We start from the raw sequence: 24,111 nt of genomic DNA on the forward strand, positions 1-24,111 counted from the left end.
ACTTCAAATTATACAGGCTTTATGCGAAAAGCAATCATCATGCTAAGCCTTTTCCTCTGCCATTTCACACTAGTATACGGTAATAATCAAGGCAAGCAGGAATACATCCTTGTTCTGAACTCCGTTAATTACGACGAAGTCTGGACGAACGGAGTCTATCAATCTATCTACAACACCTTTAATGGCTCGCAATATGCAATCCGCACAGAAGAACTGATGGTTCCTACCATCGCGAACGCGGATGAAGCCGAAGCCAAAAGAAACTCCTTACTGGAAAAATATCCCATACGCCCCAAAGTAGTTGTCTTTATAGGCGATCCCGGATGGATAGTATACCGTTCCTTATTCGACAGCGAATGGAAAGAGGTCCCTGTCTTAATCTGCTATTCACGCAAAACCATGCCAGGTTGCATCGAAAATCTTCTTTCCCGGAATATATCGGACAAAGAACTTGTCCCTGCCAGCCAGATGTTGAAAGGCTATAATATAACAACCTTATATCAACCTTTCTATATGAAAGAGACGATTGAACTCATGCAACGTATTCAACCGGAGATAAAAAATATTGCTTTCATATCCGATAATCGCTATATCAGCCTGTGTGCACAAAAAGAAGTGGAACAAGCAATGGCTGACTATTATCCGTCCCTGAAGTTAGATATTCTCACTACAACCCGGCTTTCAACTGAACAGTTGCTGGACACAATATCACGTTACAATAAAGAAACCGGAATATTGTATTACTCCTGGTTCTCTAAACAGGTTCAAGAAAATAATTACCTGAATGACAACATACAACGAATCGTTTACGGCTTTGCCCATAATCCGGTATTTACCGTTGCCGACCTACAAGCGGAAAACGGGAACTTTGCTGGAGGTCATTATATCTCGCTACCCGACTTTAGCGAGGAGGTTATTCATACTTTACAGCAAATAGTAGACGGCACTCCGGCTCGTGATATCCAGCCGCACAACGGAGGTGAACCACAAACCTACCTGAACTACCGGCATTTGAAACTACATAATACCGACAGCAATCTCTATCCTCGCAATGCGGTCTATTATCAGCGTCCTCCGAGTTTCTATGAACAGAACAAACTGGCTATTATCTGTATCATCGCACTTGCTTGTGCCATAGTCATAATCCTGGTGATGAGACTCCGGTTTTACTGGCAAGTACAACAGGAAATACGCGAACGCGAAAAAGCCGAAGAAGCCAACCGCCTTAAATCAGCCTTCCTGGCAAACATGAGCCATGAGATACGCACCCCGCTGAATGCGATCATCGGCTTCTCCACCCTGTTAGCCAATGAAGAAAATCTGGAAGAAAGGCAAGAATTCATCAAGATCATCGAGAACAACAATGAGTTATTGCTCCAACTGATCAACGACATACTGGACCTCTCCAAAATTGAGGCAGGAACCCTGGAGTTCATCTACTCGGACGTAGACGTGAATTCTTTACTGACGGAGATAGAACAAAGCAGCCGCATCCGTAACCGGCATCCGGAAATCCAAATCTCTTTCGAAGAACGTCTGCCACAATGCATCATCCATACGGAACGAAACCGCCTGACCCAGGTCATAAACAACCTGCTGACCAACTCTATGAAGTTTACAACCCTGGGAAGTATCCGCTTCGGTTATCGACAGGAAGGCAACAGGCTGCGTTTCTATGTAAAAGACACCGGATGCGGCATCCCTGCGGATAAGATAGATTCAGTCTTCGGACGTTTCGTCAAACTGAACAACTTCCAGCAAGGGACCGGCCTCGGCCTCTCCATCTGCAAAACCATCGTAGAAAAGCTCGGCGGAGAGATAGGTGTCGAGTCGAAAGAAGGGGTAGGGACTTTATTCTGGTTTACTATTAAGGTTGAATAAAGTTCTTCTTTCATTTCTTACAATACATTTCAGGATTTCAAAAGTATAGGTCTCCCTGTCAAAAAAATAAATACCTTTGCAGGAAACATCAAATTTTATTCGCCATGAAAAGAAACCTATTGCTTCTGGCAGCTATCTGTTCCTGCTATAACCTTTTCGCTGAGGAGGTCATAGTCAAGCAATTCAGATATGCCGGCCCGTATGAAGTGAAAAAGCCGTTCCTGAAAGACAGCCTCGACGTAAACAGTAAGAAATTCACCGAAAAAGAATTATTGAAAACAGCCGTTCCGTTTAGCAATGTACGTCAAAGTACACAATTGCTGGAAGCAAATGCCGACGGAGAAAGTACACTTCCGGCCGGCAACCAGTCTTCTTATATCGGACTGGCCTCTTTCTATCTGAACAGCGACCGGTATGTAAAAGGGACTTTGCAGGTTAAAGGCCCGGAAACATACGAGGTCTATGTAAATAACGAAAAACAAACAGCCCCCGACGGAAAGGTTTCCCTGTCACTGGAACCTCATCGTTACGAAATCGTTATCAAATATTTAGCCGAAAGCGATAAAGCCGAAACCCTGAAAGTTTCGTTCGATACGGAAAAAGAGGCTGTTATCACGGCTACCACCGATCCGGAAAAAAGATATACGATCAGCGACGTGTTCGACGGAACACGTTTCCGCTCCGTCAGCCTCTCCCCCAACGGAAAATATCTGCTTACCTCCTATCAGACTACTTATCCCGGCGGACAGACCGCATATTTTCAGCAGATTACCGATAATACCAACGGACAGGTGCTGATAGAAAGCAGTACGAACAATTTCAACTGGATGCCCCAAAGCAACCGTCTTTATTATACCCGTAAAGGATTACAGGGAAAAGAACTGGTGACCGTCGATCCGGTGACAAAAGCCGAAACAATCCTCTCCCAAAATTTACCCGATGGCTGGTTCAGCATCGCCCCGACAGAAGATTTCCTAATCTTCACGATCTCCGAGAAAGGGCCGGAAAAAGACAAAGACATGGAAGAAATCCTCGTGCCCGACGACCGTCAGCCGGGATGGCGTAACCGTTCCTTCCTCCACAAATATGACCTGGCAACGGGTGTTCTCGAACGCCTCACTTACGGCCACAATTCCACTTCGCTTAACGACATTTCGAAAGATGGCCGTTATCTGCTGTTCACCAGCAGCCGGCGCGAACTGACGAAGCGTCCGTTCAGCACAAAAATCCTTTACCGGATGGATTTGCAGAACAGGCAGGTTGATACACTCCTGGAAGATCCGTTCATCAACTATGCCAGTTTTTCACCGGACGGAAAGCAACTGGCTGTTTCCGGTTCGGGAGAAGCATTTAACAAGATTGGCTTGAATATTGCTCCGGGACAAACATCCAACCTGGCTGACGGACAGTTGTTCATCTACGACCTCTCCAATAAGCAGGCGACAGCCGTAAGCAAGGATTTTAATCCGTCTATCCAATCATTTACATGGAATACCGGAGATAAACAAATCTACCTGCAAGGAGAAGACAAAGACTGTGTCCGCCTGTATACGCTCAACCCAGCAAACGGAAAGATCAGTCCGGTTCCACTGAAAGAAGATATATTATCGGATTTCACAATTGCTGAAAATACCCCCGAACTTGTTTATTTCGGCGAAAGTGCCTCCAACTCACAACGACTCTACTCCATGAATCTGAAAAAGAAAGAGAAAGAGTCTGTTTGCCTGAAAGACTTGTCCAAAGACATTCTGAAAGATATTACCCTGGGCGAAGTACACGACTGGAATTTCCAGGCGGCTGCCGGAGATACCATCTACGGACGTTACTATCTGCCGCCGCATTTCGACCCAAGCAAGAAATATCCGCTGATCGTTAATTATTACGGCGGGACAAGTCCGACGGAACGCTCACTCGAAAACCGTTATCCGTCGCATACCTATGCTGCACTGGGATATGTGGTTTATATCATACAACCCAGCGGTGCCACCGGTTTCGGACAGGAATTTTCCGCACGCCACGTCAATGCCTGGGGAAAACGTACGGGAGACGAGATCATCGAAGGAACAAAAAAGTTTTGTGAAGAACACAGTTTCGTGGATGCCAAAAAGATCGGCTGCATCGGCGCCTCTTACGGCGGCTTTATGACACAGTACCTGCAAACTAAAACCGATATCTTCGCCGCCGCCATCTCACATGCCGGTATCAGCGATATTACCAGTTATTGGGGAGAAGGTTACTGGGGATATTCTTACAGTGCACTGGCTACCGCCAACAGTTACCCCTGGAATGCACGGGATATCTATGTAGAACAAAGCCCCTTGTTCCATGCCGACAAGATCAACACGCCGATCCTGTTCCTGCACGGCTCCGTCGATACAAACGTACCTGTAGGAGAAAGTATCCAGATGTTCACTGCCCTGAAACTACTCGGCAAGCCGACAGCCTTCATACAGGTAAACGGACAAAATCATCAGATACTGGATTATAAGAAACGGGCGGAATGGAACAAAACCATCTATGCCTGGTTCGCCAAATATCTGAAAGAGCAGCCGGAATGGTGGGAAGCTCTCTATCCGCCAAAAAGTCTGTAAAAGAATTGCGTCGGGATGCGACGCAACGTTACATCGACATGCAGTGCAACGTTACATCGACAGCTGATGTAACGTTACATTGACAGCTGATGCAACGTTACATTGACAGCTGATGCAACGTTACATCGAACCCCGATGCAAATAACACATATTTCATCAGCACTAACGATTTCAGAATCCATACTTTTTTATCAGCTCATCACAAAAAGAGAAGGCCTGTTGCCATGCATAGGCATGTTCGGATTTTTCAATAAGCAATAAACTGAGTATTTCCCGGGATTTGCGAAGATCAGAACCGTTCAATGCTTTATGAGCCATCAGTTCCTTTTTCCCAGGAAAACTATCGGGTATAGACATTTCCAGCATCCGATAATAGACTACCACTAACACAGCACGTTGCGATTGCCCCAGTAGTTCTTTCGATTTTTGACCACACTCATCGAGTGCCTTAAAATATACGGCATTCAAATACTCAACCGATTCGGCATATTCACCCTGTAAAGCAAGGATTCTGAAAATACCCAGTCGGGCACACTGCACATTATCAGATGATACCGACAAGTCTGCTACACGTTCAAAACCTTCTTTTGCCTCTTCCTGAGAGAGAACACTTTCTATAATCGGGATTTTTATTCCTTGTATTTTCACCCATTCATAGTAAGACATGCCAACCAAACAACGATGGAAAAGCCGGTTAAGTTCTGGTCCTTCTTCCATAGCGGACGCATAGCGATCGGCCTCAACAAACTTTCTCTTCAAAATAGAATCGTGGACCATCGATTTGCAAAACTCCAGGGATAAATCCCCTGTATTGTTCTTGTTCTTCCATTCATTATACGGAGCGCTCCAACCGGAGAGAAAAGGCATTTCTTCTTCTTCAAAGTCATCCAACTCCTTGCCAATCTCATCAGTCGCAAGTACTTCAAATGATTCGGGAACAGCCAGCATTTCAAGTAACGCCCGGATTCGCTCCGGTTCCGGCGCATCCTCCTCGTCCATCCCCGCCATCTGACAGAATAAGGGGAAAAAGGCATACCAAAATCCCAGCGTATCAGCGGCATTAGCATAATTATCATCTTCTTTATCTCCCCCGGCGAGCACCTTTGAAGCCAGTGGGATGATAAGTTCGGCCAGTTCCAAAGGATCGAGTTCACGAAGTTCGGTCTTTGCCGATTCCGGAAGGATGCCGAGATCGATCAGTTTCGTCCACAGCAACGATCCTGCGGTGACACAGCAACGACCCGAACGGTGGTCGAAATAAGTTCCGTCACTCAAAAAGCCACCTTTTTCGTTGAGTTTCAGGGCTGCACTACGTTCCGGCTCGGGTAATTGCTCCGGAGGCAGAAGGAAGAGATAACCGAGTTTTTCCAGTTCTTCCCGTACCCGCAGGACAGTATATCCACAATCCAGTTGATTCTGGAGCTGGTAAAGATTGAAACAAATGTTTCGGGCTAAAGGAGGGATAGGAGAAGCGGTGGCAACTGTTATCACAGAACTTTCCACCAGACTTTCAATTTCATGCATCGACATAATTGTATAGATTAGAATGAATCTTGCAAAGATAGCAATACCCGGATATAAACCGACATAGAAACGCTTCTGAATCGATTTATACCCGGGTATTATTTTTATGCCTTCCGGAAAGTTCTGCGGCTTATAACATTCCCCGCATCCGGTCTTCGAAAGCTGTCAGGGCTGCTTTGGCCCCTTCGCCCATCGAAATAATGATCTGCTTATAAGGGACAGTCGATACGTCGCCGGCCGCATAGATACCTGGAACGCTTGTACGACAATGGCTATCGATCACGATCTCACCCTGACGGTTCGTATCTACCACCTCACGGAACGGACCGCTGTTGGCTGCCAGGCCGATCTGGACAAAGATGCCATCCAGTTCGATGTTGCGGACTTCTTCTGTCTTACGGTCCTTTATACGGATACCGGTCACTTTTTCACCGTTACCCAGTACCTCCATCGTCTGGGAATGCATAAAGATCTCCACGTTCGGAAGGCTTCTTGCCTTATCCTGCAAGACCTGATCCGCTTTCAACTCATCGGCAAATTCGAGAAGCGTCACTTTTGAACAGATACCAGCCAGGTCGATAGCCGCCTCAACGCCTGAATTTCCTCCGCCAACAACAGCCACATGCTTGCCTTTATAGAACGGACCGTCGCAATGCGGACAGAAAGCGACACCGCGTCCGATATATTCGGATTCTCCGGGGACATTCAACCTACGCCAGCTGGCTCCGGTTGCTACGATAACGGCCGGGGCTATCAGTTTTTCGCCGGTAGAGGTTGTCAGCAGCTTTTCGCGTCCTTCGACTTCCACCTTCTCGATACGGCGGTGTTCAAGGATATCGATCGGATAATCTTTCATATGCGACATCAGGTCGAGAGCCAGCTGCTGCCCCGTCGTCTGCGAAACAGAAATCATATTCTCGATACCGACAGTTTCCTTCACCTGTCCGCCGATACGGTCGGCCACAACAGCCACCGCCAAACCTTTACGGGCAGTATAGATAGCTGCCGCACTTCCGGCAGGACCTCCGCCGACGATGATAACATCGTAGTTCTTTTCTACCACCGACAGGTTCTCCTCTTTCACGCCATACTGCGCTTCGAGTTTGCCAAGCAGTTCGCCAAAGTCTCCACGACCTACATGGATCAGTTTACCGTCGGCAAATACGGAAGGTACTCCCTGCACTTTCATGGCAGCAACCTCTTCCTGGTTGATCGCACCGTCCACCATTTCGTGAGAGATTTCCGGGTTCAGTGTAGCCATGGCATTCAAAGCCTGTACAACGTCAGGACAGTTGGTACAGGTCAAAGAAACATATGTAGTCAGTTTGACCGGGCCATTCAGGGCCTTCACACGGTTACAAATACTTTCGTCGGGAATATTTTTGCCTTTGCCGTCACTGTTCAGGATAGCCAGCAGCAACGAAGTAAATTCGTGTCCGTTGGGAACGCCCCGGAATTTAATACCGGTTTTTTCCCCGTTTTTCAGCAGGGAGAACTCCAGGCCTTCGCCGTCTGCCACCTGTACGGTGATCTTATCGGAACAGGAAGCCACATCGTTCAGCAATTCCAATAGTTCCTTCCTGCTTTCATGTTCAGGAGAAACTTGTATATCAAATATATATTCGTTCGTCAATCCGCTAAAGATACCGGACAACTGATTTCTCATTGATGAATCTAACATAGTTGAATCCTTTATTTTAATTATGAATAGAACAACTGATATTTGTTTAGATAAAAAAGGCCGACAATATGTTGCCGGCCTCCAGTTTTACTATTAGATCTTACCGACCAGATCGATGCTCGGTTTCAATGTTTCGCCACCTTTTTTCCATTTGGCGGGGCAAACTTCGCTCGGATGTTCGGCGATGAACTGGGCAGCTTCTACTTTACGAAGCAGTTCGTCGGCGTTACGGCCGATACCGTTATCGTTGATTTCTGCCAGTTTGATCTTTCCTTCCGGATTTACCAGGAATGTACCGCGGTAAGCCATACCGTCTTCTTCGATCATTACACCGAATGCACGGCTCAATACGCCTGTCGGGTCTGCCAACATCGGGTATTTGATCTTACGAATCGTTTCAGATGCATCGTGCCATGCTTTGTGTACGAAGTGTGAATCTGTACTTACAGAATAAACTTCTACACCCATTGCCTGGAACTGGTCATATTTGTCAGCCATATCTACCAACTCGGTCGGACAAACAAATGTAAAGTCAGCCGGGTAGAAAAAGAAAATCGCCCATTTGCCTTTGATGTCGTCGCTGCTTACAGTTTTGAAACTACCGTTGTGGTATGCCTGAACTTTAAACTCGGGTGCTTGTGAATTGATAATAGGTTCCATAGAATTTTTATTTTAATCGTTATTACTATTTTGTTTTTGTTACTGGTGCAAAGATAAGTTGCCGATTCGAGGTAAGAACAAAAAATCCAATCGAAAGGTTTTATGCAGTCATAGACAAAATCTTTGAGTATCAGTAAATCAGGTTTATAATATACCTGTTTCAGTCTGAGCAACAGTGCCCATCGCACTTGAATCCCGACGTTTCAAATTCGAGCGTAGCATGCTGGATTCCCACATGCTGAAGGTCGTGTTTTATCTCCTGTTTGATACGTTCCATTTCTGAAATATCCGCAACGGAAACATGGGCGGTAAGTGCCGTTTCGGTCGTACTGATCGCCCAGATATGAAGATGGTGGACACCTTCGACGCCTTCAACCGAATGTATCGTCTTTTCCACCTTATCGATGTCCGTTCCCGCCGGCACACCGTCCAGAGAGAGACGGATACTGTCGCGCAGCAGTCCCCAGGTAGAAACAATGATAACGATCGCAATCAACAGGCCGATAATCGGGTCGATGATATACCATCCGGTATGGGCAATAACAATTCCGGAGACAACCACGCCGACCGATACCAGTGCATCGGCAGCCATATGTAAGTAAGCACCTTTCACATTCAAGTCTTTATCCTTATCCTTCATAAAAAGCCATGCCGTAAGTGCATTTATAACGACTCCGATACCTGCCACCCAAGCGATCGCATCACCCTCGACCGGACGCGGATGCAGCAGTTTTCCTATACTTTCAGCAATAATAATCCCGACGGCCACCAAGAGGATGACCGCATTCAGAAGGGATACGAGTACAGTGCTTTTCTTATATCCATAGGTATAGCTGCAAGTCGGGTGCACCTTAGCCAGCCGGAAAGCCAGCATAGCCAGTACCAGGCTGGCTACATCTCCCAGGTTATGCCCTGCGTCCGACAAAAGTCCTAATGAATTATACCAGAAGCCAGCCGTAAATTCGGCTACGACAAAAGCCAGGTTCAGGGAAATACCTATAATGAAAGCCTTGTTCAAAGAGGTTATTTCGTGGTGGTGATGATCGTGATGATGTTGTTCCATATTCATTCCTACTTTTATTTGAGTAACAATATGGGACAAAACTATGTTTTTTAGAGCAATAAAAATATACCTGATTATAGGTAAATTACCAGATGGTTATACCGTGCTTCTTAAATATTTCTTTGGCATTTGCCAGACGTTCGGCCGATAAAGGTTCTACCTCTTTCAGTTTGTAGTCGAGACCTTGTGCCTCGTATTTATAAGCGCCCATCGTGTGATAAGGCAAGAGTTCCGCCTTCTGTACAACCGTATAGTGGCTGATGTATTCGGCCAGTTTATCCAAGGCTTCGTCATTATCCGTCAGTCCGGGCACAATGACATGGCGTATCCAAACCGGGACACCGCGTTTTTCCAGTTCGTCCAGGAAACGTAACGTATTATCCAGTTTCACGGCCGTTAGACGGGGATGCAGGTCGGGATCGATGGTTTTTATATCCAATAAGACCAGGTCGGCATATTCCAGAACCGCCAGGGCTTTCGGTGTGCAGATATAGCCGGATGTATCGAGCGCCGTATGAATACCGGCTTCCCGGCAAAGACGGAAAAACTCCCTGAGAAATTCAGCTTGCAATAAGGGTTCTCCCCCGGTGACAGTCACGCCACCCTTGGCGATAAAGTTCTTATATCGTAAAACCTCAGCCAATAATTCTTCAGGCGTCATCTGATATTTGGCAAGCCCTTTGCTATCCCAGGTATCCGGATTGTGGCAATACAGGCAACGGAGCGGACACCCCTGCATAAAGACAACAAAACGAATTCCGGGACCATCAACGGTCCCGAAACTCTCTAGTGAATGTATGTTTCCTTTAATTTCCAACTTTCAATTACAAAGAATGATTGATTGTTCTTGAAATCACATCCAGCTGCTGTTCGCGTGTCAGTTTCACAAAGTTTACTGCATAACCCGATACACGGATTGTCAACTGCGGATAGTTTTCCGGATGCTCCATAGCATCGAGCAACAGCTCCTTGTCGAATACGTTCACATTCAGATGCTGTCCGCCGTCAGGAGTAAAGTAACCGTCCAGCAGGCCGACCATATTGGCGATCTGAATATCACGTTCTTTTCCTAACGTTGCAGGAGAAACAGCGAATGTATAAGAGATACCGTCGTGTGCATGCTGGAACGGCAGTTTAGCAACAGAAGCCAGTGCAGCAACAGCGCCTTTGGTATCACGTCCGTTCATCGGGTTCGCACCCGGAGCAAACGGCGTACCACCTTCGCGACCGTCGGGAGTTGCACCTGTCTTCTTTCCGTATACGACATTAGACGTAATAGTCAGGATAGACTGTGTCGGAGTTGCATTACGGTATGTCTGGTGCTGACGCAGATATTCCATGAACTTTTCAGTGATGTCGACAGCAATACTATCTGTACGATCGTCATTGTTACCGAAAGGAACATAATCGCCTTCACGTTCGAAACCGACAGCCAGGCCACGTTCGTCGCGGATCACTTTTACTTTCGTATCGCGGATAGCAGCCAATGAGTCGGCAACGATAGAAAGGCCGGCAATACCTGTTGCGCGGATACGTTCTACCGAACCGTCATGCAAAGCCATCTCGAATGCTTCATACGCATATTTATCGTGCATGTAATGGATGATCTTCAGTGCGTTCACATAAACTTTAGCCAGCCAGCGCATCATCTGTTCGTATTTCTCCATCACTTCGTTGTAATCCAGGTATTCGCTGGTGATCGGTTCAAACCTCGGAGCCACCTGTACACCTGATCTTTCATCGCGCCCGCCGTTGATGGCATACAGCAAACATTTAGCCAGGTTGGCACGTGCGCCGAAATACTGCATCTGCTTACCGATCTTCATCGGAGACACGCAGCAGGCAATACCATAATCATCTCCATAATCCGGACGCATCAGATCGTCGTTCTCATACTGGATAGCGGAAGTATCGATAGAAACCTTCGCACAGAAACGTTTCCAGTTTTCAGGAGCGTTGTTGAACCACAGTACCGTTAAGTTGGGTTCCGGTGCCGGGCCGAGGTTATATAATGTATGCAGATAACGGTAAGATGTCTTCGTCACCAATGAACGGCCGTCGACACCCTGTCCGCCCAAAGACTCGGTTACCCAAACAGGGTCACCGGAGAACAGGTCGTTATATTCCGGAGTACGAAGGAAACGGACGATACGCAGTTTGATAATAAACTGGTCGATCAGCTCCTGAGCTTCTTCTTCCGTCAGCTTGCCTTCGCGGATATCTTTTTCAATATAAATATCGAGGAAAGTAGAAGTACGTCCCAACGACATGGCAGCCCCATCCTGGTCCTTCACCGCAGCCAGATAACCCAGATAGACAAACTGAACCGCTTCGCGTGCATCCTTTGCAGGCTTGGTCACGTCGAAACCATAACCGGCACACATCTTTTCGAAAGCCTTCAGCGCCTTGATCTGTTCGGATATTTCCTCACGGCTCTGGATGATCTCTTCGGTCAGTTCCTGAATATCGAGTCTTTTCAGATAATGTTTCTTTTCAGCGATCAGGATTTCCGTACCGTAAAGTGCTACACGGCGGTAGTCACCGATAATACGTCCGCGTCCGTAAGCATCCGGCAGGCCGGTGATGATAGCGGAACGGCGCGCTGCAAGCATTTCATCTGTATAAGCGGAGAATACGCCTTCGTTATGCGTCTTTCTGTATTTCGTGAAGATTTCTTTTGTCATCGGGTCCAGTTTGTAGCCATATGCTTCCAGACTGTTTTCCACCATGCGGGTACCACATTTCGGGTAAATACCGCGTTTCAGGGGGGCATCGGTTTGCAGGCCGACAATTACTTCGTTTTCTTTGTCAATATAACCTGGTCCGTAAGTATCTATACCTTGAGGATATTTTGTTTCAGCGTCGTAAACACCCTTCTCCCTTTCAACCTTAAACATTTCGGTCAATTTATCCCAAACTTTCTTCGTCTTATCTGAGGAGTCTTTCAAGAAAGAGTCGTCCCCTTCGTAAGGTTTGTAGTTGTTCTGGATAAAATCCCTTACGTTAATCTCTCTTTTCCAAATTTCGCCTTTGAACTGCGCCCAGTTCTCGTTTTCAAACTTCATACCTTATTTTGTTTTCTTCGGTTTTAATTTCGGTGCAAAGGTACGTTATTTATATGGCATGCGAAACAATCAACAAAAACATCATGTATTCCCAACGGCCAAAATCCCTACAAATAGTTACTAAAACGGTAGATATAGTGCAGCGTATCGCCTGATATAGGTATCAAACAGGAAGGATTATAAATAATATCAAAAAAATAAAAAAGGAACCATCCTTCGCAGGAGAGTCCCTTTTTTATGCCGGAAACAACCAATAAAAAATTTCCGACACACGTTTAATCATCTTATATGCTTACATAATTAGCAAAAGGTTTTGATATAGCGATTATACTAATAGTGTTACTTTTTTCTATGTTGCAAAGATAGAGCCGTCAAGGGGAGTACACAATACCTATTATATAGTAAAAAAAGAGCTTCCTACTACCTATTCTGTGTTATAATCGGGAAAATTGATCATTGGAATAAACAATATTTGCAAAAATTGCTTTCTTTGATAAATAAAAAAGAGCCATTCTTCACAGGATGGCTCCCTTTTATATATGAAAGGGACAACCAATAAAAAAACTCCCTTCCATGGGTATTTACCTTAAATAATAGGTGTACATAAAAATCAACAAATCGGATTTTGGTCAGGACGATTTATACTAATAGTAAAACTTAATTGATACGGCAAAGGTAAAACCACGGAAAGGCACAGGCAATACCTATATATATGTAAAACGAGCTCATTTCTAACCATAAATAGGGATTACAGGGAAAATATTACCTATATAATTATTCTACCTTCAGATTTTCCCCCGCAACATATACCACAGACCTGCCCGCCCCGCGACGGCGAAGAAGCCCCTGGCTGATAAAATCGTTCAGTTCATTCATCGCCTCGTAAGGTGTCAATCCGACCAGTCCTATATATTCCTTTCGGGTAATACAAATGTTTATTTTGAGGAAAGAGACCATTTTTTTCATCCGCTCTTTCACGGTAGAATTGACAATTTTTGGTCTCCGCGTAAGGGAATGCACGCGTTGAAACTTCATCTCATGTTTGATTCTTTTTCGGAATTCACTGCTGATTCTCAGATGTACATTTTGAAAAGCGATCGATTTCGGTTTGATTTCATCCTCATCGTCATCCGTATCCTTCAGGCACTTCAATGAAGTAGAAAAAAATCCAAGATCACCTAATTCCACAATGTTTCCATCGGCAAGCAGATAACAAAGATCGTCGACAATGGCAGCAAGTGCCCCGCCAATCTGATTCTTCGGCAGATGTTCAAAGGCTGCCACATGTTCTACAAACTCTTGACTGGTGTAAGTCTTTTTCGGACAAACACGGGCATGCAGCGATTTTTTACCGTCTTCCCCTTTGGGTGAAGGTGTTTCATACAGGTCGTATTGTGTGATCATAGGTTATATTGATATTAATTGTTCAAATATAACTTGTTTCTCCCTGATAAATCGAAATACTTCTAAAAATAAATTTCGCTTCTAGAAAAAAAATCATTCGACAATCATTCTTTATTCGTTCGACAATTGTCGAATGATTATTCGATAGCTGTTAAATGCATGAAGAATGATTGTCGAACGATTTTTTATTTTAAACGAAGGGAACTCCCTGACTGGTTTTATTTTATACATATTATTACCTACGAACAAGAATCAGATAACAAATATCCATTCAGACACCCACAAATACCTACAAATAGGTAAGATCACCCATTTTTTACCTACTATACGCGATTGCGCAGACTTTTTAACCGCCCTAATTTTGCCAAAAATTACAAAAGGCAATGAGAAAATTAACAAATTTGTTGGCTATCACTCTACTTGGATCCTGCGCAACAGCCTTCGCGCAGAGCAATGACGAGCCAACTGCGGCTGAGAAATCGGCAGAGACTTATGCCGGGGGTTATGATAAATTCAGATTTGGCGGGTATGGTGAAATCCTTGCGAATTTTATGGATTATGGTATCAACCGCTTTTACGGGGGGAATAATGGAAATGCAAAAACAAACAGAAACTCAATCTCCATCCCTCGTTTCGTTGTAGCTTTCGACTATAAATTTAATCCTAAATGGATATTAGGAGCAGAAATTGAATTCGAAGCGGGTGGTACAGGTACTGCCTATGAACTTGAAAATACAGAAAACGGAGAATACGAAACTGAAGTCGAAAAAGGTGGCGAAGTTGCACTGGAACAGTTTCATATCACACGGTTAATCCATCCCGCATTCAATGTTCGGGTGGGACACATTATCGTTCCGGTCGGTTTAACGAACGCGCATCATGAACCTATCAACTTCTTCGGTACATCCCGCCCTGAAGGAGAAGCAACTCTTATCCCCTCCACATGGCACGAAAACGGTATCGAAGTGTTCGGTACGTTTGGTAGGGATTATACTCGCTTCAGTTATGAAGCGTTGGTTGTTGCCGGATTAAATGCCTGTGGATTTTCCCGCGACGAATGGGTTGCAGGAGGCAAACAGGGCATTTTCGAGACGGACAATTTCACTTCTCCCGCCTACGTAGGCCGTTTAAACTATGAAGGTGTTCCCGGATTAAGACTAGGCGCTTCCTTCTATTATTGTAACAACGTGGGTGCGAACTCCGACAAACCGCACACATTTGTCAGTATTGGGAAAAGTCCGCTACGTATTTGTACGGCAGATCTTCAGTACAAAAACAAGTATGTAACAGCCCGGGGAAATATGATTTACGGAAGCTTAAGCAATGCCGAAGCACTCTCCGGTAAAATTGGATCACAAAGTAATACATCTCCTTACAGCCGTCTTACCCCGGTTGCTAAAAATGCAGTCAGCTATGCCGGCGAAGTAGGCGTTAACCTTCGCTCTATCTTCAAAGACAATAAGAAAGTTCCGGTTATTTATCCGTTCGCGCGTTACGAATATTACAATCCGCAAGAAAAGGGTGAAGGCAGACAGACCATGGACCCGCGCACCAAAGTCAGCATGTGGACGGCCGGTTTAAACTGGTATGCACTTCCTAACCTGGTTGTCAAAGCAGATTATTCAACACGCAAAATCGGCGGAGGAAAATACAACAGTGAAAACGAGTTCAGCCTGGCCGTTGCCTACGTAGGCTGGTTTCTGAGTAAATAAGAAGAAAGAATATAAACCTATTTAATAACAAAAGAAAATGAAAAAGAATTTTTTATCATTTGCAACACTTATGTTAGGGATAGCATTGACTTTCAGTGCTTGTTCTGACGACGACAACAACGGACCGGATACAGAAACTCCGGCAGACCTTGACTATTCTGCAGAGAATGCAGACGCATGGGGAAATTACATGTATAACGTTGCCAGCTTGCTGAAAAACGATGCTGCCAATCTATACAAATATTGGAATGAAGACTACAAAGGTGCAGGCCCTTATGCTGAAGCTTTCAAGAAACATAACATCGGAGGCGAAACAAGCATCAAGACGGCACTGAACGGTATCGAACAAATCTTCGACAAATGTGCCGAAATCGCCAACGAAGTAGGTAGTGCCAAAATCGGTGACCCGCTCGACAAATACAATTCAGGTGACAAAGAAGGTGCACTTTATGCCGTAGAATCGTGGTATAGCTGGCACTCACGCGACGACTATACCAACAACATCTGGTCAATCCGTAACTCTTACTACGGAACAGTTTCAAGCAACGACACCAACGACCAGAACGACATTCAGACAAGCTCCATCTACAAATTGGTTGAAGCAATGGATGCCGATATGAACAAGCAATTGGACGATGCTATCCATGCAGCCGCCGACGCTATCCAAAATATCCCACAGCCTTTCCGTAACAACATCAACAGCGATGAGGCATTAGCCGCTCAAGATGCTTGTCTTTCATTGGAAAACACGCTGAAAGAGGTAAAAGCAGCCGTACGTGCCGCCTATGAAAACACACCGAACGACAGCAAACTGGAAGCCATCCTGGTTCAATATACCGACTATGTTGTATTGCCTACCTACAAATCATTGATGGAAAAAAATGCCGCCCTGTTCGAAGCTGCTAAACAGTTCAAAAACAGTCCTAGCAACAGTAATTTCGATGCTGCCAGCGAAGCATGGCTTGTGGCCCGCGAACCGTGGGAAAAGAGCGAAGGATTCCTGTTTGGTCCGGTTGACACAGAAAATCTTGACCCGAATATGGACAGCTGGCCTTTGGACCAGAACATAATTGTAAGTATCCTGAAATCCGGAAACTTCGACAAAATCGAATGGGATGAAGACGATGACAGCGCTGATATAGAAGCCGCACAGAATGTACGTGGTTATCACACGCTGGAATACCTGTTGTTCAAAGACGGCAAACCGCGTAAAGTAAACAACTAAAAAATAACCAGGTGAATCTTTTTCACCATTACTATAATGCCTTGAAGTAGCCCGGTTATGCGACCTGGTTGCTCCAAGGCTTTGGAATGTTTGACGATGGATTTCAAAACAATAAGATCTGATCAAAAATAAAGAAAAATCAATATGAAATTTCGACATCTGTTTTTTCCTCTGTTGTTCCTCGTGCCACTCTGTTCCTGCGACAAAGAAGGAATAGATATGGATGATGTAGAAGTTCCTAATAATTATGCGCTCTCTGCCGGGACTTCGACTATCTTCCTCAATTCATCCGTAGCGTACGACACAGAAGCAGACTGGGTTTCCGGTAAATATTCGACCCGGTTTAACAATGGAGATAGATTGTATGACGACGTACGTACTAGTAGTAACGGCACAGGTGGCGGCCTCGGTCCGGTGTATGCGGGTTATTCCTGCGGAAGCTGCCATCGCAATGCCGGACGAACCAAACCGACATTATGGAGCGAAGGAGGCTCCGGAAGCTACGGATTTTCTTCCATGCTGGTTTATATCGCCAAAAGAAACGGGGCACAATTCAAAAACTACGGCCGTGTATTGCACGACCAGGCCATATATGGCGTAAAGCCGGAAGGAAAACTTTCCGTTCAATATACTTACGAAACTTTCTCGTTTCCCGATGGCGAAACATACGAATTATGTAAACCTGAATATTCGATTTCAGAATGGTATGCCGACAGTATCGCTCCAAAGGATCTGTTCTGTACCGTACGTATTCCTTTACGCCATGTCGGCATGGGGCAGATGATGGCACTCGACCCGACGGAGATCGAAGCGCTTGCCGCCAAAAGTAATTATCCTGAATATGGCATTAGCGGCCGTTGCAACTACATTTCCGAACGAGGTGTCATGCGACTGGGATTATCCGGTAATAAAGCGCAACACGCAGACTTGACTATCGAATTGGGTTTCTCCAGCGATATGGGTGTAACAAACAGTCGTTATCCGGAAGAGATCTGCGAAGGACAGATACAAATGGATCAGGGAAGCATGATGGGCCTTTCGTATGATCAGCTGGATGTCTCGACAGAAGAGATGGAAAATGTAGACCTTTACCTGCATGCCCTGGGTGTTCCGGCCCGAAGAAACGTTAATGATTCGCAGGTGATTAAAGGAGAACAAAAATTCTATGAAGCCAAATGTCATTTATGCCACGTAACGACTCTGCACACCAAGACACGTGGTGCTGCTTTACTGAATGGGACACAATTACCCTGGCTGGGAGGACAAACCATCCATCCGTATTCCGACTTTCTGTTGCATGACATGGGATCTGAGATTATGGGAGTTGGACTGAACGACAACTATGTCAGTGGTCTGGCACGTGGCAATGAATGGCGTACCACTCCTTTATGGGGAATCGGCCTTCAAGAGACAGTCAACGGACATACCTACTATCTGCATGACGGACGTGCACGCAATCTGGTAGAAGCCATCATGTGGCACGGAGGTGAAGGAGAAGCATCCAAGAATTTATTCAAGAAAATGAGTAAAGAAGATCGCGATGCGTTAATCACATTTATCAATTCATTATAATTAGCAAAACAACAAAGATGAAACAACTAATAACTACAATCATTGCATTACTGTTCTTACCATTAACAGTACTGGCCCAGCACGAAGAAGATACGGAAAACGGGGTGGTATCTTTGTCCGGCAAAGAAGGCTTCACTATCGGCACTAAAAAAGGCGATTTTGTTTTTAAACCTTATATGCTCGTTCAAACCAGTGCAAATATCAGTTATTACGATGATGAAGGTTTGGATCTTGCTTACAATCAAGACAATATTGCAAATTCCGGTTTTTCCATTCCATACGCCATTCTCGGTTTTACAGGAAAAGCGTTCAATATGGTTACATTCAACCTGTCTATCAATGCAGCCTCAAGCGGAGGTGGTATTCTGCAACAGGCTTGGTTTGACGTAAAACTCAAAGAAAGCTTTGCCATACGCGTAGGTAAGTTCAAAACACCGTTCGCACATGCTTACCTGACAACATTAGGAGAGACACTGATGCCTACTCTTCCTGTTTCACTGACAGCACCTGTCATTCTGCCATATTCACTGAATGCCGTAACTCCCAATATCGGCACAGGCTTTGACCTGGGTGTAGAAGTCCACGGATTAATCAAAGAAAAATTCGGCTATGAAGTAGGTATATTTAATGGTACAGGTAGCTCCGTAAACGTGGCTTCAAAAACATTCAGTGATGATTGGCATATCCCTTCTTTATTATATGCCGGACGTATTACTTACATGCCAAAAGGTGTTATGCCGTCTAATCAAGGAAATCCCAATCGTCTGAAAGAAGATAAAATATTATTCGGCCTATCAACGTCTTTAAATGTAGAAAGCGAAAATGAAAGTACAAACGATTACCGTGCCGGTGCAGAATTTGCCATGTTGAAAAACCGTCTTTATCTGGGAGCGGAGCTCTATTATATGAACGTTGGTTTCACCAAACGACAGAAAATAGATGAAAGTTATAACTATCTGGGCGGATATGTACAAGGCGGTTATTTTGTAACCAATCGCCTGCAAGCGACGGCCCGCTACGATTTCTTTAACCGCAACGGAGTAGACACAAACGGTTTCCTGAATATGCCCGCAGTCGGATTCAACTATTTCTTTACTGGATGTAATCTGAAATTACAGGCAATGTATCAGTTCATCGGACGTACGGGACATGACACACAGCTTGATCGTGATAACGATGATCTAGGGTTAGCTATGCATTCAGGAACAGTTTTGCTTCAATATACATTCTAAATTGTCACACCATGAATAGAATGTTTTTTTCATTCATAATAAATGCGCTACTATTCTCTTGTTTTTTCGTTTCCTGCGATGACGGCAAAATTTACGACGAGGGCAAACACGTAGAGATAGAGGGAGGCATAGCCAGGGTTACAGCAACTATCCAGGGCGTTCAAACCTGGCCCAGCGATTATACGATTGTTGTCGCCGGATTTAAAAAGGATGATGAATATGCTGCGGTTGCCAAAACAGTGACAACCGCAGACGATGGTTCGATGGACCTTATTTTAAAAGGTATTTCAAATGAGGTCAGCCAGATAGAAGTTTGTGTTATCAATAAACTGAGAAAACGTATTGTCAGTTTCTATCAAACGGATTTTACGGATTCATCCGATACGCTAAAGCTGGATATAGGTACGGTCAACGCGAGTTTATTCAATGGCATACAAAAAAGCATTTTTGATGCTAGCTGTACCGGCTGTCATGGGGCCGGGGCCAGTGCTGCAGATGGTCTATATCTGACTGAAGGAAAAAGTTACAGTGCTTTGGTCAATGTAAAAGCGAACTCTTCGAATGAAGGGAAAATACTTGTAAAGCCTGGGGATGCGGATAACAGCTTCATCATGGATGTACTGACAGTAGGGGCGAGCAACCATTATCATAATGATTTGTTATCCGGTTCACCCGAAAAGATTTCTCTTTTGAAGAATTGGATCGAAGGGGGAGCCCAAGAATGAATTTATAATTATGACATTCACAACAAAAACATACGAACAAAACACCATATACGCTCAAATTTGTTCTTTTGAAAGCAAGGGAGGGGTAACGGAATATCATATTATGTTTTCCGTTACCGACCCTTCACTTTCTTTCGGGGAACAGTTGGATTCTTTACAAAGAGCATACGACGCAGTGACTAAAAAAGAGGCTGGTAATGCCGTAGCCGTTTTCCGTCGCTACTTTCTGAGCGATGCGGCCAACCAGGCGGATATATTGATGGAACGGGAATGTGAAAACCCGTTCTGCGCCTTATCCATCGTGCAACAGGCACCCCTCAACGGCACAAAAATAGCCTTATGGACCTGGCTGCAAACCGGGATGGCGACAGAAACCTGCAACTCAGGAATGTTTGAAGCATCCCACAACGGGTATCGCCACCTATGGAACGGAGGTGCACACAACAAGGCAGCGACTTCCGAATACCAGACCCGGTTGCTGCTCAACGACTATGTGATGCAACTGACCGAACAACATTGTACCCTGGCTGCCGATTGTATCCGGACCTGGTTCTTCGTACAGAATGTAGACGTCAATTATGCCGGCGTAGTAAAAGCCCGCAAGGACGTTTTCATCACGCAGAACCTGACGGAAAAGACACATTATATATCCAGCACCGGTATAGAAGGACGCCATGCCGATCCGGATGTATTGGTACAAATGGATGCCTATACCGTCGACGGCCTGCAACCGGAACAGATACAGTTCCTGTATGCTCCCACCCATCTCAATCCGACCTATGAATATGGCGTCACTTTTGAACGGGGTACCGCCGTCTCCTACGGCGACCGTAAACATATCTTCCTGTCCGGCACAGCCAGTATCGACAATAAAGGCGAGATTGTCTATCCCGGCGACATATTGAAACAAACCGGGCGGATGATGGAAAACATCAGCGCCCTACTGGAAGAGGCCGGGGCTTCCATCGGCGACATCATGCAGGCCATCGTTTACCTGCGCGACCCGGCAGACTATGAGAATGTACAGAAATATATCAGTACCCATTATCCGGAATTGCCGCACCTTATCGTACTGGCACCGGTATGCCGTCCGGGATGGCTGATTGAAACGGAATGCGTGGCTATTATACCAGCCGACCTTCCGCAATACCCCTGTCTATAAACATAACATCCTAAAAATAACAACTATGTATAAACAAGGAAAATACACAGAGACAGATAAAATGAGCGACCTGATTTGCGAGAACTACCCGATGGTTCTCGTTATGAGCCGCTTCGGCATCGACCTGGGATTCGGAGAGAAAAATATCGGCGACGTATGCCGGCAGAACGAAGTGGACAGCTGTACCTTCCTGACCGTTGTCAATTTCCTGACGGAAGAGACTCCCGCCGTGATAAACGGTATCGACAACTGCCTCTCTGTCGGTTCACTGATTACCTATCTGCACAATGCGCACGATTATTTCCTGAACTTTCGCCTCCCGCATATCCGCCGCAAACTGACGGAAGCGATTATCGGCTGCCCGGGTGATATTGCCTTCGCCATCACCAAATTCTTCGACGATTATGTTTATGAAGTACATAAGCACATGTCGTACGAAGAAAAGATTGTCTTTCCTTATGTCCGCAATCTACAGGACGGCGTGAAGGACTCCAAATACAATATCAGTATTTTCCGCAAACGGCACGACCAGATAGAGATGAAAATCGTAGAGCTTAAAAATATCCTGCTCAAATACTATCCCGGGCCTGACAATTACCTGCTGAACAGTGTCCTGTTCGACATCTTTGCCACCGAACAGGATTTGGCTTCTCATAACCGGGTAGAAGATTACCTCTTCGTTCCCGCTGTACTGGCAATTGAAAAAACAATAAAATGACTGCTGCTTTATGAACCCTAACATCAAAATAGCTATTGCCGAACCGTCTGCCATTATCCGTTGCGGACTGGTTACTTTACTGAAACGACTGCCCGGACTTCGCATCCAGCTCACAGAAATAGCGACTGCCGAATGTCTCATAGAAAGCCTCCGCATGCATCGCCCGGAGGTCTTGATGATTAACCCGGCATTACCCGGTTATTCCGGCATACAACGTTTAAAGGAGGAATGCGGATGTCCCGAAATGAAATGCCTGGCCCTTACGTATATGGCGGCCGACCATACCCAGCTCCGGTCGTACGATGACCAGATTAACATCTACGACAGTCCGGATGAGTTAAAGCATAAACTGGAACGGCTAAACGCAGAAGAAGCCTGCCCGGATACAGGAGAAGAGGAACAGCAGACACTCAGTTCGCGCGAAAAGGAGATTGTTATATGTGTTGTGAAAGGAATGACTAATCGCGAAATAGCTGACCGCCTCTATCTATCTACCCATACGGTAATCACACACCGCCGCAATATAGCCCGCAAACTACAAGTACATAGTGCCAGCGGTTTAACCGTATACGCAATTGTAAATAAACTGATTGAATTGAACGACATAAAAAAAGCCTGATATATTTTTCTCACAGCTTTTGTTTTCTTTTCACACTCCAAAATTTGGGTTCATACTGATATGCTGTATCTTTGGGAAAAGAAACAAAACATATCAGGATACCATGAATCTAATTTCCAAACAATACGATAAGACAGAGGTGCAAATCACCTCATTCGAGACTAAAAAGGGTATTACAGAATATCATCTTCTCTTCCAGCAAACGGATTGCCTGGAAGATTACCCTACCCAACTACAGAATCTTCTGCAAGCCTATACGCAATGTGTAGAAGAACTTCCCGGAAACCCGACAGCCGTATTCCGCCGCTACTTCCTGAGCGATGTCACCAACCAGACAGCATCGCTGATGGAACAGGACCGCAGTAACCCGTATTGCGCTTTGTCCATCGTACAACAGGCACCGATGAACGGTACTAAAATAGCTCTTTGGGCATGGCTTCAAACCGGAGTACAGACGCAGGTTCTTCCCAGTAACCTGTTTGAAGCACGTCATGGCAACTACCGCCAACTATTCGGGGCTAACCTGTGCAACCGTGCTGCCAATTCGGAGTATCAGACACGGCTTATCTTCCGCGATTATATCATGCAGCTGACGGCCGCCAACTGCACGTTGGCAAACAACTGTATCCGTACCTGGATATTTGTTCAGAACGTAGACGTGAATTATCCGGGAGTCGTCAAAGCCCGCAAAGATGTATTTGCTACACAGAACCTGACAGAAAACACTCATTTTATTGCCAGTACCGGCATTGAGGGACGCTATCAGGATACCAATGTTTTCGTGACAATGGACACGTATGCCGTATCGGGTATCGGACAGGAACAGATTCAATATCTCTATGCCCCCGACCACCTGAGCCGGACGTATGAATATGGCGTGACTTTTGAAAGGGGAACGGCCATCACGTATGGCGACCGCCGCCATGTGTTCGTTTCCGGTACCGCCAGCATCGACCGGTATGGTGAGATCGTACATCCGGGAGATGTCATCAAGCAATCGGAACGTATGATTGAAAACATCACCGCCTTGCTGAATGAAGCCGGAGCCAATCTGAACGACATCATGCAGGCCATCGTCTATATCCGCGACACAGGTGATTTCGCCCGCATCGAACAATACATGAAAGCTAATCATCCGAATATGCCTTACCTGATTGTCCGCGCCCCGGTATGCCGTTCCGGCTGGTTGGTCGAAATCGAATGCCTGGCCGTCGTTGCCGTAGACGAACCGGAGTATCCGCCGCTATAATTGATTTATAATTGCTACATTTGCAGCA

18 protein-coding genes are annotated in these 24,111 nt (G+C 45.5%); 11 read left to right on the plus strand and 7 right to left on the minus strand.

Annotated elements, in window-relative coordinates; translation table 11 throughout:
* Window positions 1-21: 21 nt before the first annotated feature.
* Together C825_RS25570 and C825_RS25575 are read left to right on the plus strand one after the other, a co-directional pair.
* Window positions 22-1,881, plus strand: coding sequence for a sensor histidine kinase (locus tag C825_RS25570; protein WP_010800649.1), 1,860 nt, complete (start codon window positions 22-24; stop codon window positions 1,879-1,881).
* Between the two features lie 104 nt (window positions 1,882-1,985).
* The gene (locus tag C825_RS25575; protein ID WP_010800650.1) at window positions 1,986-4,472 is read left to right on the plus strand and encodes an alpha/beta hydrolase family protein; all 2,487 of its coding nucleotides are present in this window, start codon (window positions 1,986-1,988) and stop codon (window positions 4,470-4,472) included.
* 171 nt (window positions 4,473-4,643) lie between these two features.
* On the opposite strand, the gene C825_RS25580 is transcribed toward C825_RS25575, so the two are convergent.
* The 7 genes from C825_RS25580 to C825_RS25610 form a co-directional block, all read right to left on the minus strand.
* Window positions 4,644-6,002, minus strand: coding sequence for a hypothetical protein (locus tag C825_RS25580; protein ID WP_010800651.1), 1,359 nt, complete (start codon window positions 6,000-6,002; stop codon window positions 4,644-4,646).
* Between the two features lie 124 nt (window positions 6,003-6,126).
* On the minus strand, window positions 6,127-7,677 hold the full coding sequence (gene ahpF, locus C825_RS25585; RefSeq protein WP_010800652.1) for an alkyl hydroperoxide reductase subunit F: 1,551 nt from the start codon (window positions 7,675-7,677) through the stop codon (window positions 6,127-6,129).
* A 93-nt stretch (window positions 7,678-7,770) separates the two neighbouring features.
* Window positions 7,771-8,337, minus strand: coding sequence for an alkyl hydroperoxide reductase subunit C (ahpC, locus tag C825_RS25590; RefSeq protein WP_009859723.1), 567 nt, complete (start codon window positions 8,335-8,337; stop codon window positions 7,771-7,773).
* A 160-nt stretch (window positions 8,338-8,497) separates the two neighbouring features.
* Window positions 8,498-9,400, minus strand: a complete 903-nt coding sequence (locus C825_RS25595; protein WP_010800653.1) for a cation diffusion facilitator family transporter — start codon at window positions 9,398-9,400, stop codon at window positions 8,498-8,500.
* An 85-nt stretch (window positions 9,401-9,485) separates the two neighbouring features.
* Window positions 9,486-10,211 carry a pyruvate formate-lyase-activating protein gene (gene pflA, locus C825_RS25600; protein ID WP_044215150.1) on the minus strand — a complete coding sequence of 242 codons (726 nt, stop codon included), beginning with the start codon at window positions 10,209-10,211 and terminating at the stop codon, window positions 9,486-9,488.
* Between the two features lie 13 nt (window positions 10,212-10,224).
* Entirely contained in the window at window positions 10,225-12,465 is a 2,241-nt protein-coding gene (gene pflB / locus C825_RS25605) for a formate C-acetyltransferase (RefSeq protein ID WP_009859726.1), read from the minus strand.
* 774 nt (window positions 12,466-13,239) lie between these two features.
* The gene (locus tag C825_RS25610) at window positions 13,240-13,869 is read right to left on the minus strand and encodes an HU family DNA-binding protein (RefSeq protein WP_010800655.1); all 630 of its coding nucleotides are present in this window, start codon (window positions 13,867-13,869) and stop codon (window positions 13,240-13,242) included.
* A 383-nt stretch (window positions 13,870-14,252) separates the two neighbouring features.
* On the opposite strand from C825_RS25610, the gene C825_RS25615 reads away from it, so the two are divergent.
* The 9 genes from C825_RS25615 (at window position 14,253) to C825_RS25655 (ending at window position 24,083) form a co-directional block, all read left to right on the plus strand.
* Window positions 14,253-15,581, plus strand: a complete 1,329-nt coding sequence (locus C825_RS25615; RefSeq protein ID WP_010800656.1) for a porin — start codon at window positions 14,253-14,255, stop codon at window positions 15,579-15,581.
* Between the two features lie 37 nt (window positions 15,582-15,618).
* Window positions 15,619-16,806 (plus strand): imelysin family protein, encoded by a 1,188-nt coding sequence (locus C825_RS25620; RefSeq protein ID WP_010800657.1) that lies wholly within the window; start codon window positions 15,619-15,621, stop codon window positions 16,804-16,806.
* Window positions 16,807-16,950: 144 nt separating this feature from the next.
* The gene (locus C825_RS25625) at window positions 16,951-18,378 is read left to right on the plus strand and encodes a di-heme oxidoredictase family protein (RefSeq protein ID WP_010800658.1); all 1,428 of its coding nucleotides are present in this window, start codon (window positions 16,951-16,953) and stop codon (window positions 18,376-18,378) included.
* 17 nt (window positions 18,379-18,395) lie between these two features.
* A complete protein-coding gene (locus C825_RS25630) occupies window positions 18,396-19,610 on the plus strand; it encodes a porin (protein ID WP_010800659.1) in 1,215 nt (404 codons plus the stop codon).
* 11 nt (window positions 19,611-19,621) lie between these two features.
* The gene (locus C825_RS25635; protein WP_010800660.1) at window positions 19,622-20,335 is read left to right on the plus strand and encodes a hypothetical protein; all 714 of its coding nucleotides are present in this window, start codon (window positions 19,622-19,624) and stop codon (window positions 20,333-20,335) included.
* A gap of 10 nt (window positions 20,336-20,345) precedes the next feature.
* Entirely contained in the window at window positions 20,346-21,497 is a 1,152-nt protein-coding gene (locus C825_RS25640) for a Rid family hydrolase (protein ID WP_044215099.1), read from the plus strand.
* A 25-nt stretch (window positions 21,498-21,522) separates the two neighbouring features.
* On the plus strand, window positions 21,523-22,215 hold the full coding sequence (locus C825_RS25645; RefSeq protein WP_010800662.1) for a hemerythrin domain-containing protein: 693 nt from the start codon (window positions 21,523-21,525) through the stop codon (window positions 22,213-22,215).
* Between the two features lie 10 nt (window positions 22,216-22,225).
* Window positions 22,226-22,834 carry a response regulator transcription factor gene (locus tag C825_RS25650; RefSeq protein WP_010800663.1) on the plus strand — a complete coding sequence of 203 codons (609 nt, stop codon included), beginning with the start codon at window positions 22,226-22,228 and terminating at the stop codon, window positions 22,832-22,834.
* Between the two features lie 103 nt (window positions 22,835-22,937).
* The gene (locus C825_RS25655) at window positions 22,938-24,083 is read left to right on the plus strand and encodes a Rid family hydrolase (protein WP_010800664.1); all 1,146 of its coding nucleotides are present in this window, start codon (window positions 22,938-22,940) and stop codon (window positions 24,081-24,083) included.
* Window positions 24,084-24,111: the final 28 nt, after the last annotated feature.

The sequence above is a fragment of the Parabacteroides sp. ASF519 genome (assembly GCF_000364265.2).
GTDB classification, from domain to species: domain Bacteria; phylum Bacteroidota; class Bacteroidia; order Bacteroidales; family Tannerellaceae; genus Parabacteroides; species Parabacteroides goldsteinii.

What these genes read in the sequence shown, in the direction of transcription:
- C825_RS25570 (WP_010800649.1), top strand. Translation starts at nt 22, where the DNA reads ATGCGAAAAGCAATCATCATGCTAAGCCTTTTCCTCTGCCATTTCACA.
- C825_RS25575 (WP_010800650.1), top strand. Translation starts at nt 1,986, where the DNA reads ATGAAAAGAAACCTATTGCTTCTGGCAGCTATCTGTTCCTGCTATAAC.
- C825_RS25580 (WP_010800651.1), bottom strand. Translation starts at nt 6,002, where the DNA reads ATGTCGATGCATGAAATTGAAAGTCTGGTGGAAAGTTCTGTGATAACA.
- ahpF (WP_010800652.1), bottom strand. Translation starts at nt 7,677, where the DNA reads ATGTTAGATTCATCAATGAGAAATCAGTTGTCCGGTATCTTTAGCGGA.
- ahpC (WP_009859723.1), bottom strand. Translation starts at nt 8,337, where the DNA reads ATGGAACCTATTATCAATTCACAAGCACCCGAGTTTAAAGTTCAGGCA.
- C825_RS25595 (WP_010800653.1), bottom strand. Translation starts at nt 9,400, where the DNA reads ATGGAACAACATCATCACGATCATCACCACCACGAAATAACCTCTTTG.
- pflB (WP_009859726.1), bottom strand. Translation starts at nt 12,465, where the DNA reads ATGAAGTTTGAAAACGAGAACTGGGCGCAGTTCAAAGGCGAAATTTGG.
- C825_RS25610 (WP_010800655.1), bottom strand. Translation starts at nt 13,869, where the DNA reads ATGATCACACAATACGACCTGTATGAAACACCTTCACCCAAAGGGGAA.
- C825_RS25615 (WP_010800656.1), top strand. Translation starts at nt 14,253, where the DNA reads ATGAGAAAATTAACAAATTTGTTGGCTATCACTCTACTTGGATCCTGC.
- C825_RS25620 (WP_010800657.1), top strand. Translation starts at nt 15,619, where the DNA reads ATGAAAAAGAATTTTTTATCATTTGCAACACTTATGTTAGGGATAGCA.
- C825_RS25625 (WP_010800658.1), top strand. Translation starts at nt 16,951, where the DNA reads ATGAAATTTCGACATCTGTTTTTTCCTCTGTTGTTCCTCGTGCCACTC.
- C825_RS25630 (WP_010800659.1), top strand. Translation starts at nt 18,396, where the DNA reads ATGAAACAACTAATAACTACAATCATTGCATTACTGTTCTTACCATTA.
- C825_RS25635 (WP_010800660.1), top strand. Translation starts at nt 19,622, where the DNA reads ATGAATAGAATGTTTTTTTCATTCATAATAAATGCGCTACTATTCTCT.
- C825_RS25640 (WP_044215099.1), top strand. Translation starts at nt 20,346, where the DNA reads ATGACATTCACAACAAAAACATACGAACAAAACACCATATACGCTCAA.
- C825_RS25645 (WP_010800662.1), top strand. Translation starts at nt 21,523, where the DNA reads ATGTATAAACAAGGAAAATACACAGAGACAGATAAAATGAGCGACCTG.
- C825_RS25650 (WP_010800663.1), top strand. Translation starts at nt 22,226, where the DNA reads ATGAACCCTAACATCAAAATAGCTATTGCCGAACCGTCTGCCATTATC.
- C825_RS25655 (WP_010800664.1), top strand. Translation starts at nt 22,938, where the DNA reads ATGAATCTAATTTCCAAACAATACGATAAGACAGAGGTGCAAATCACC.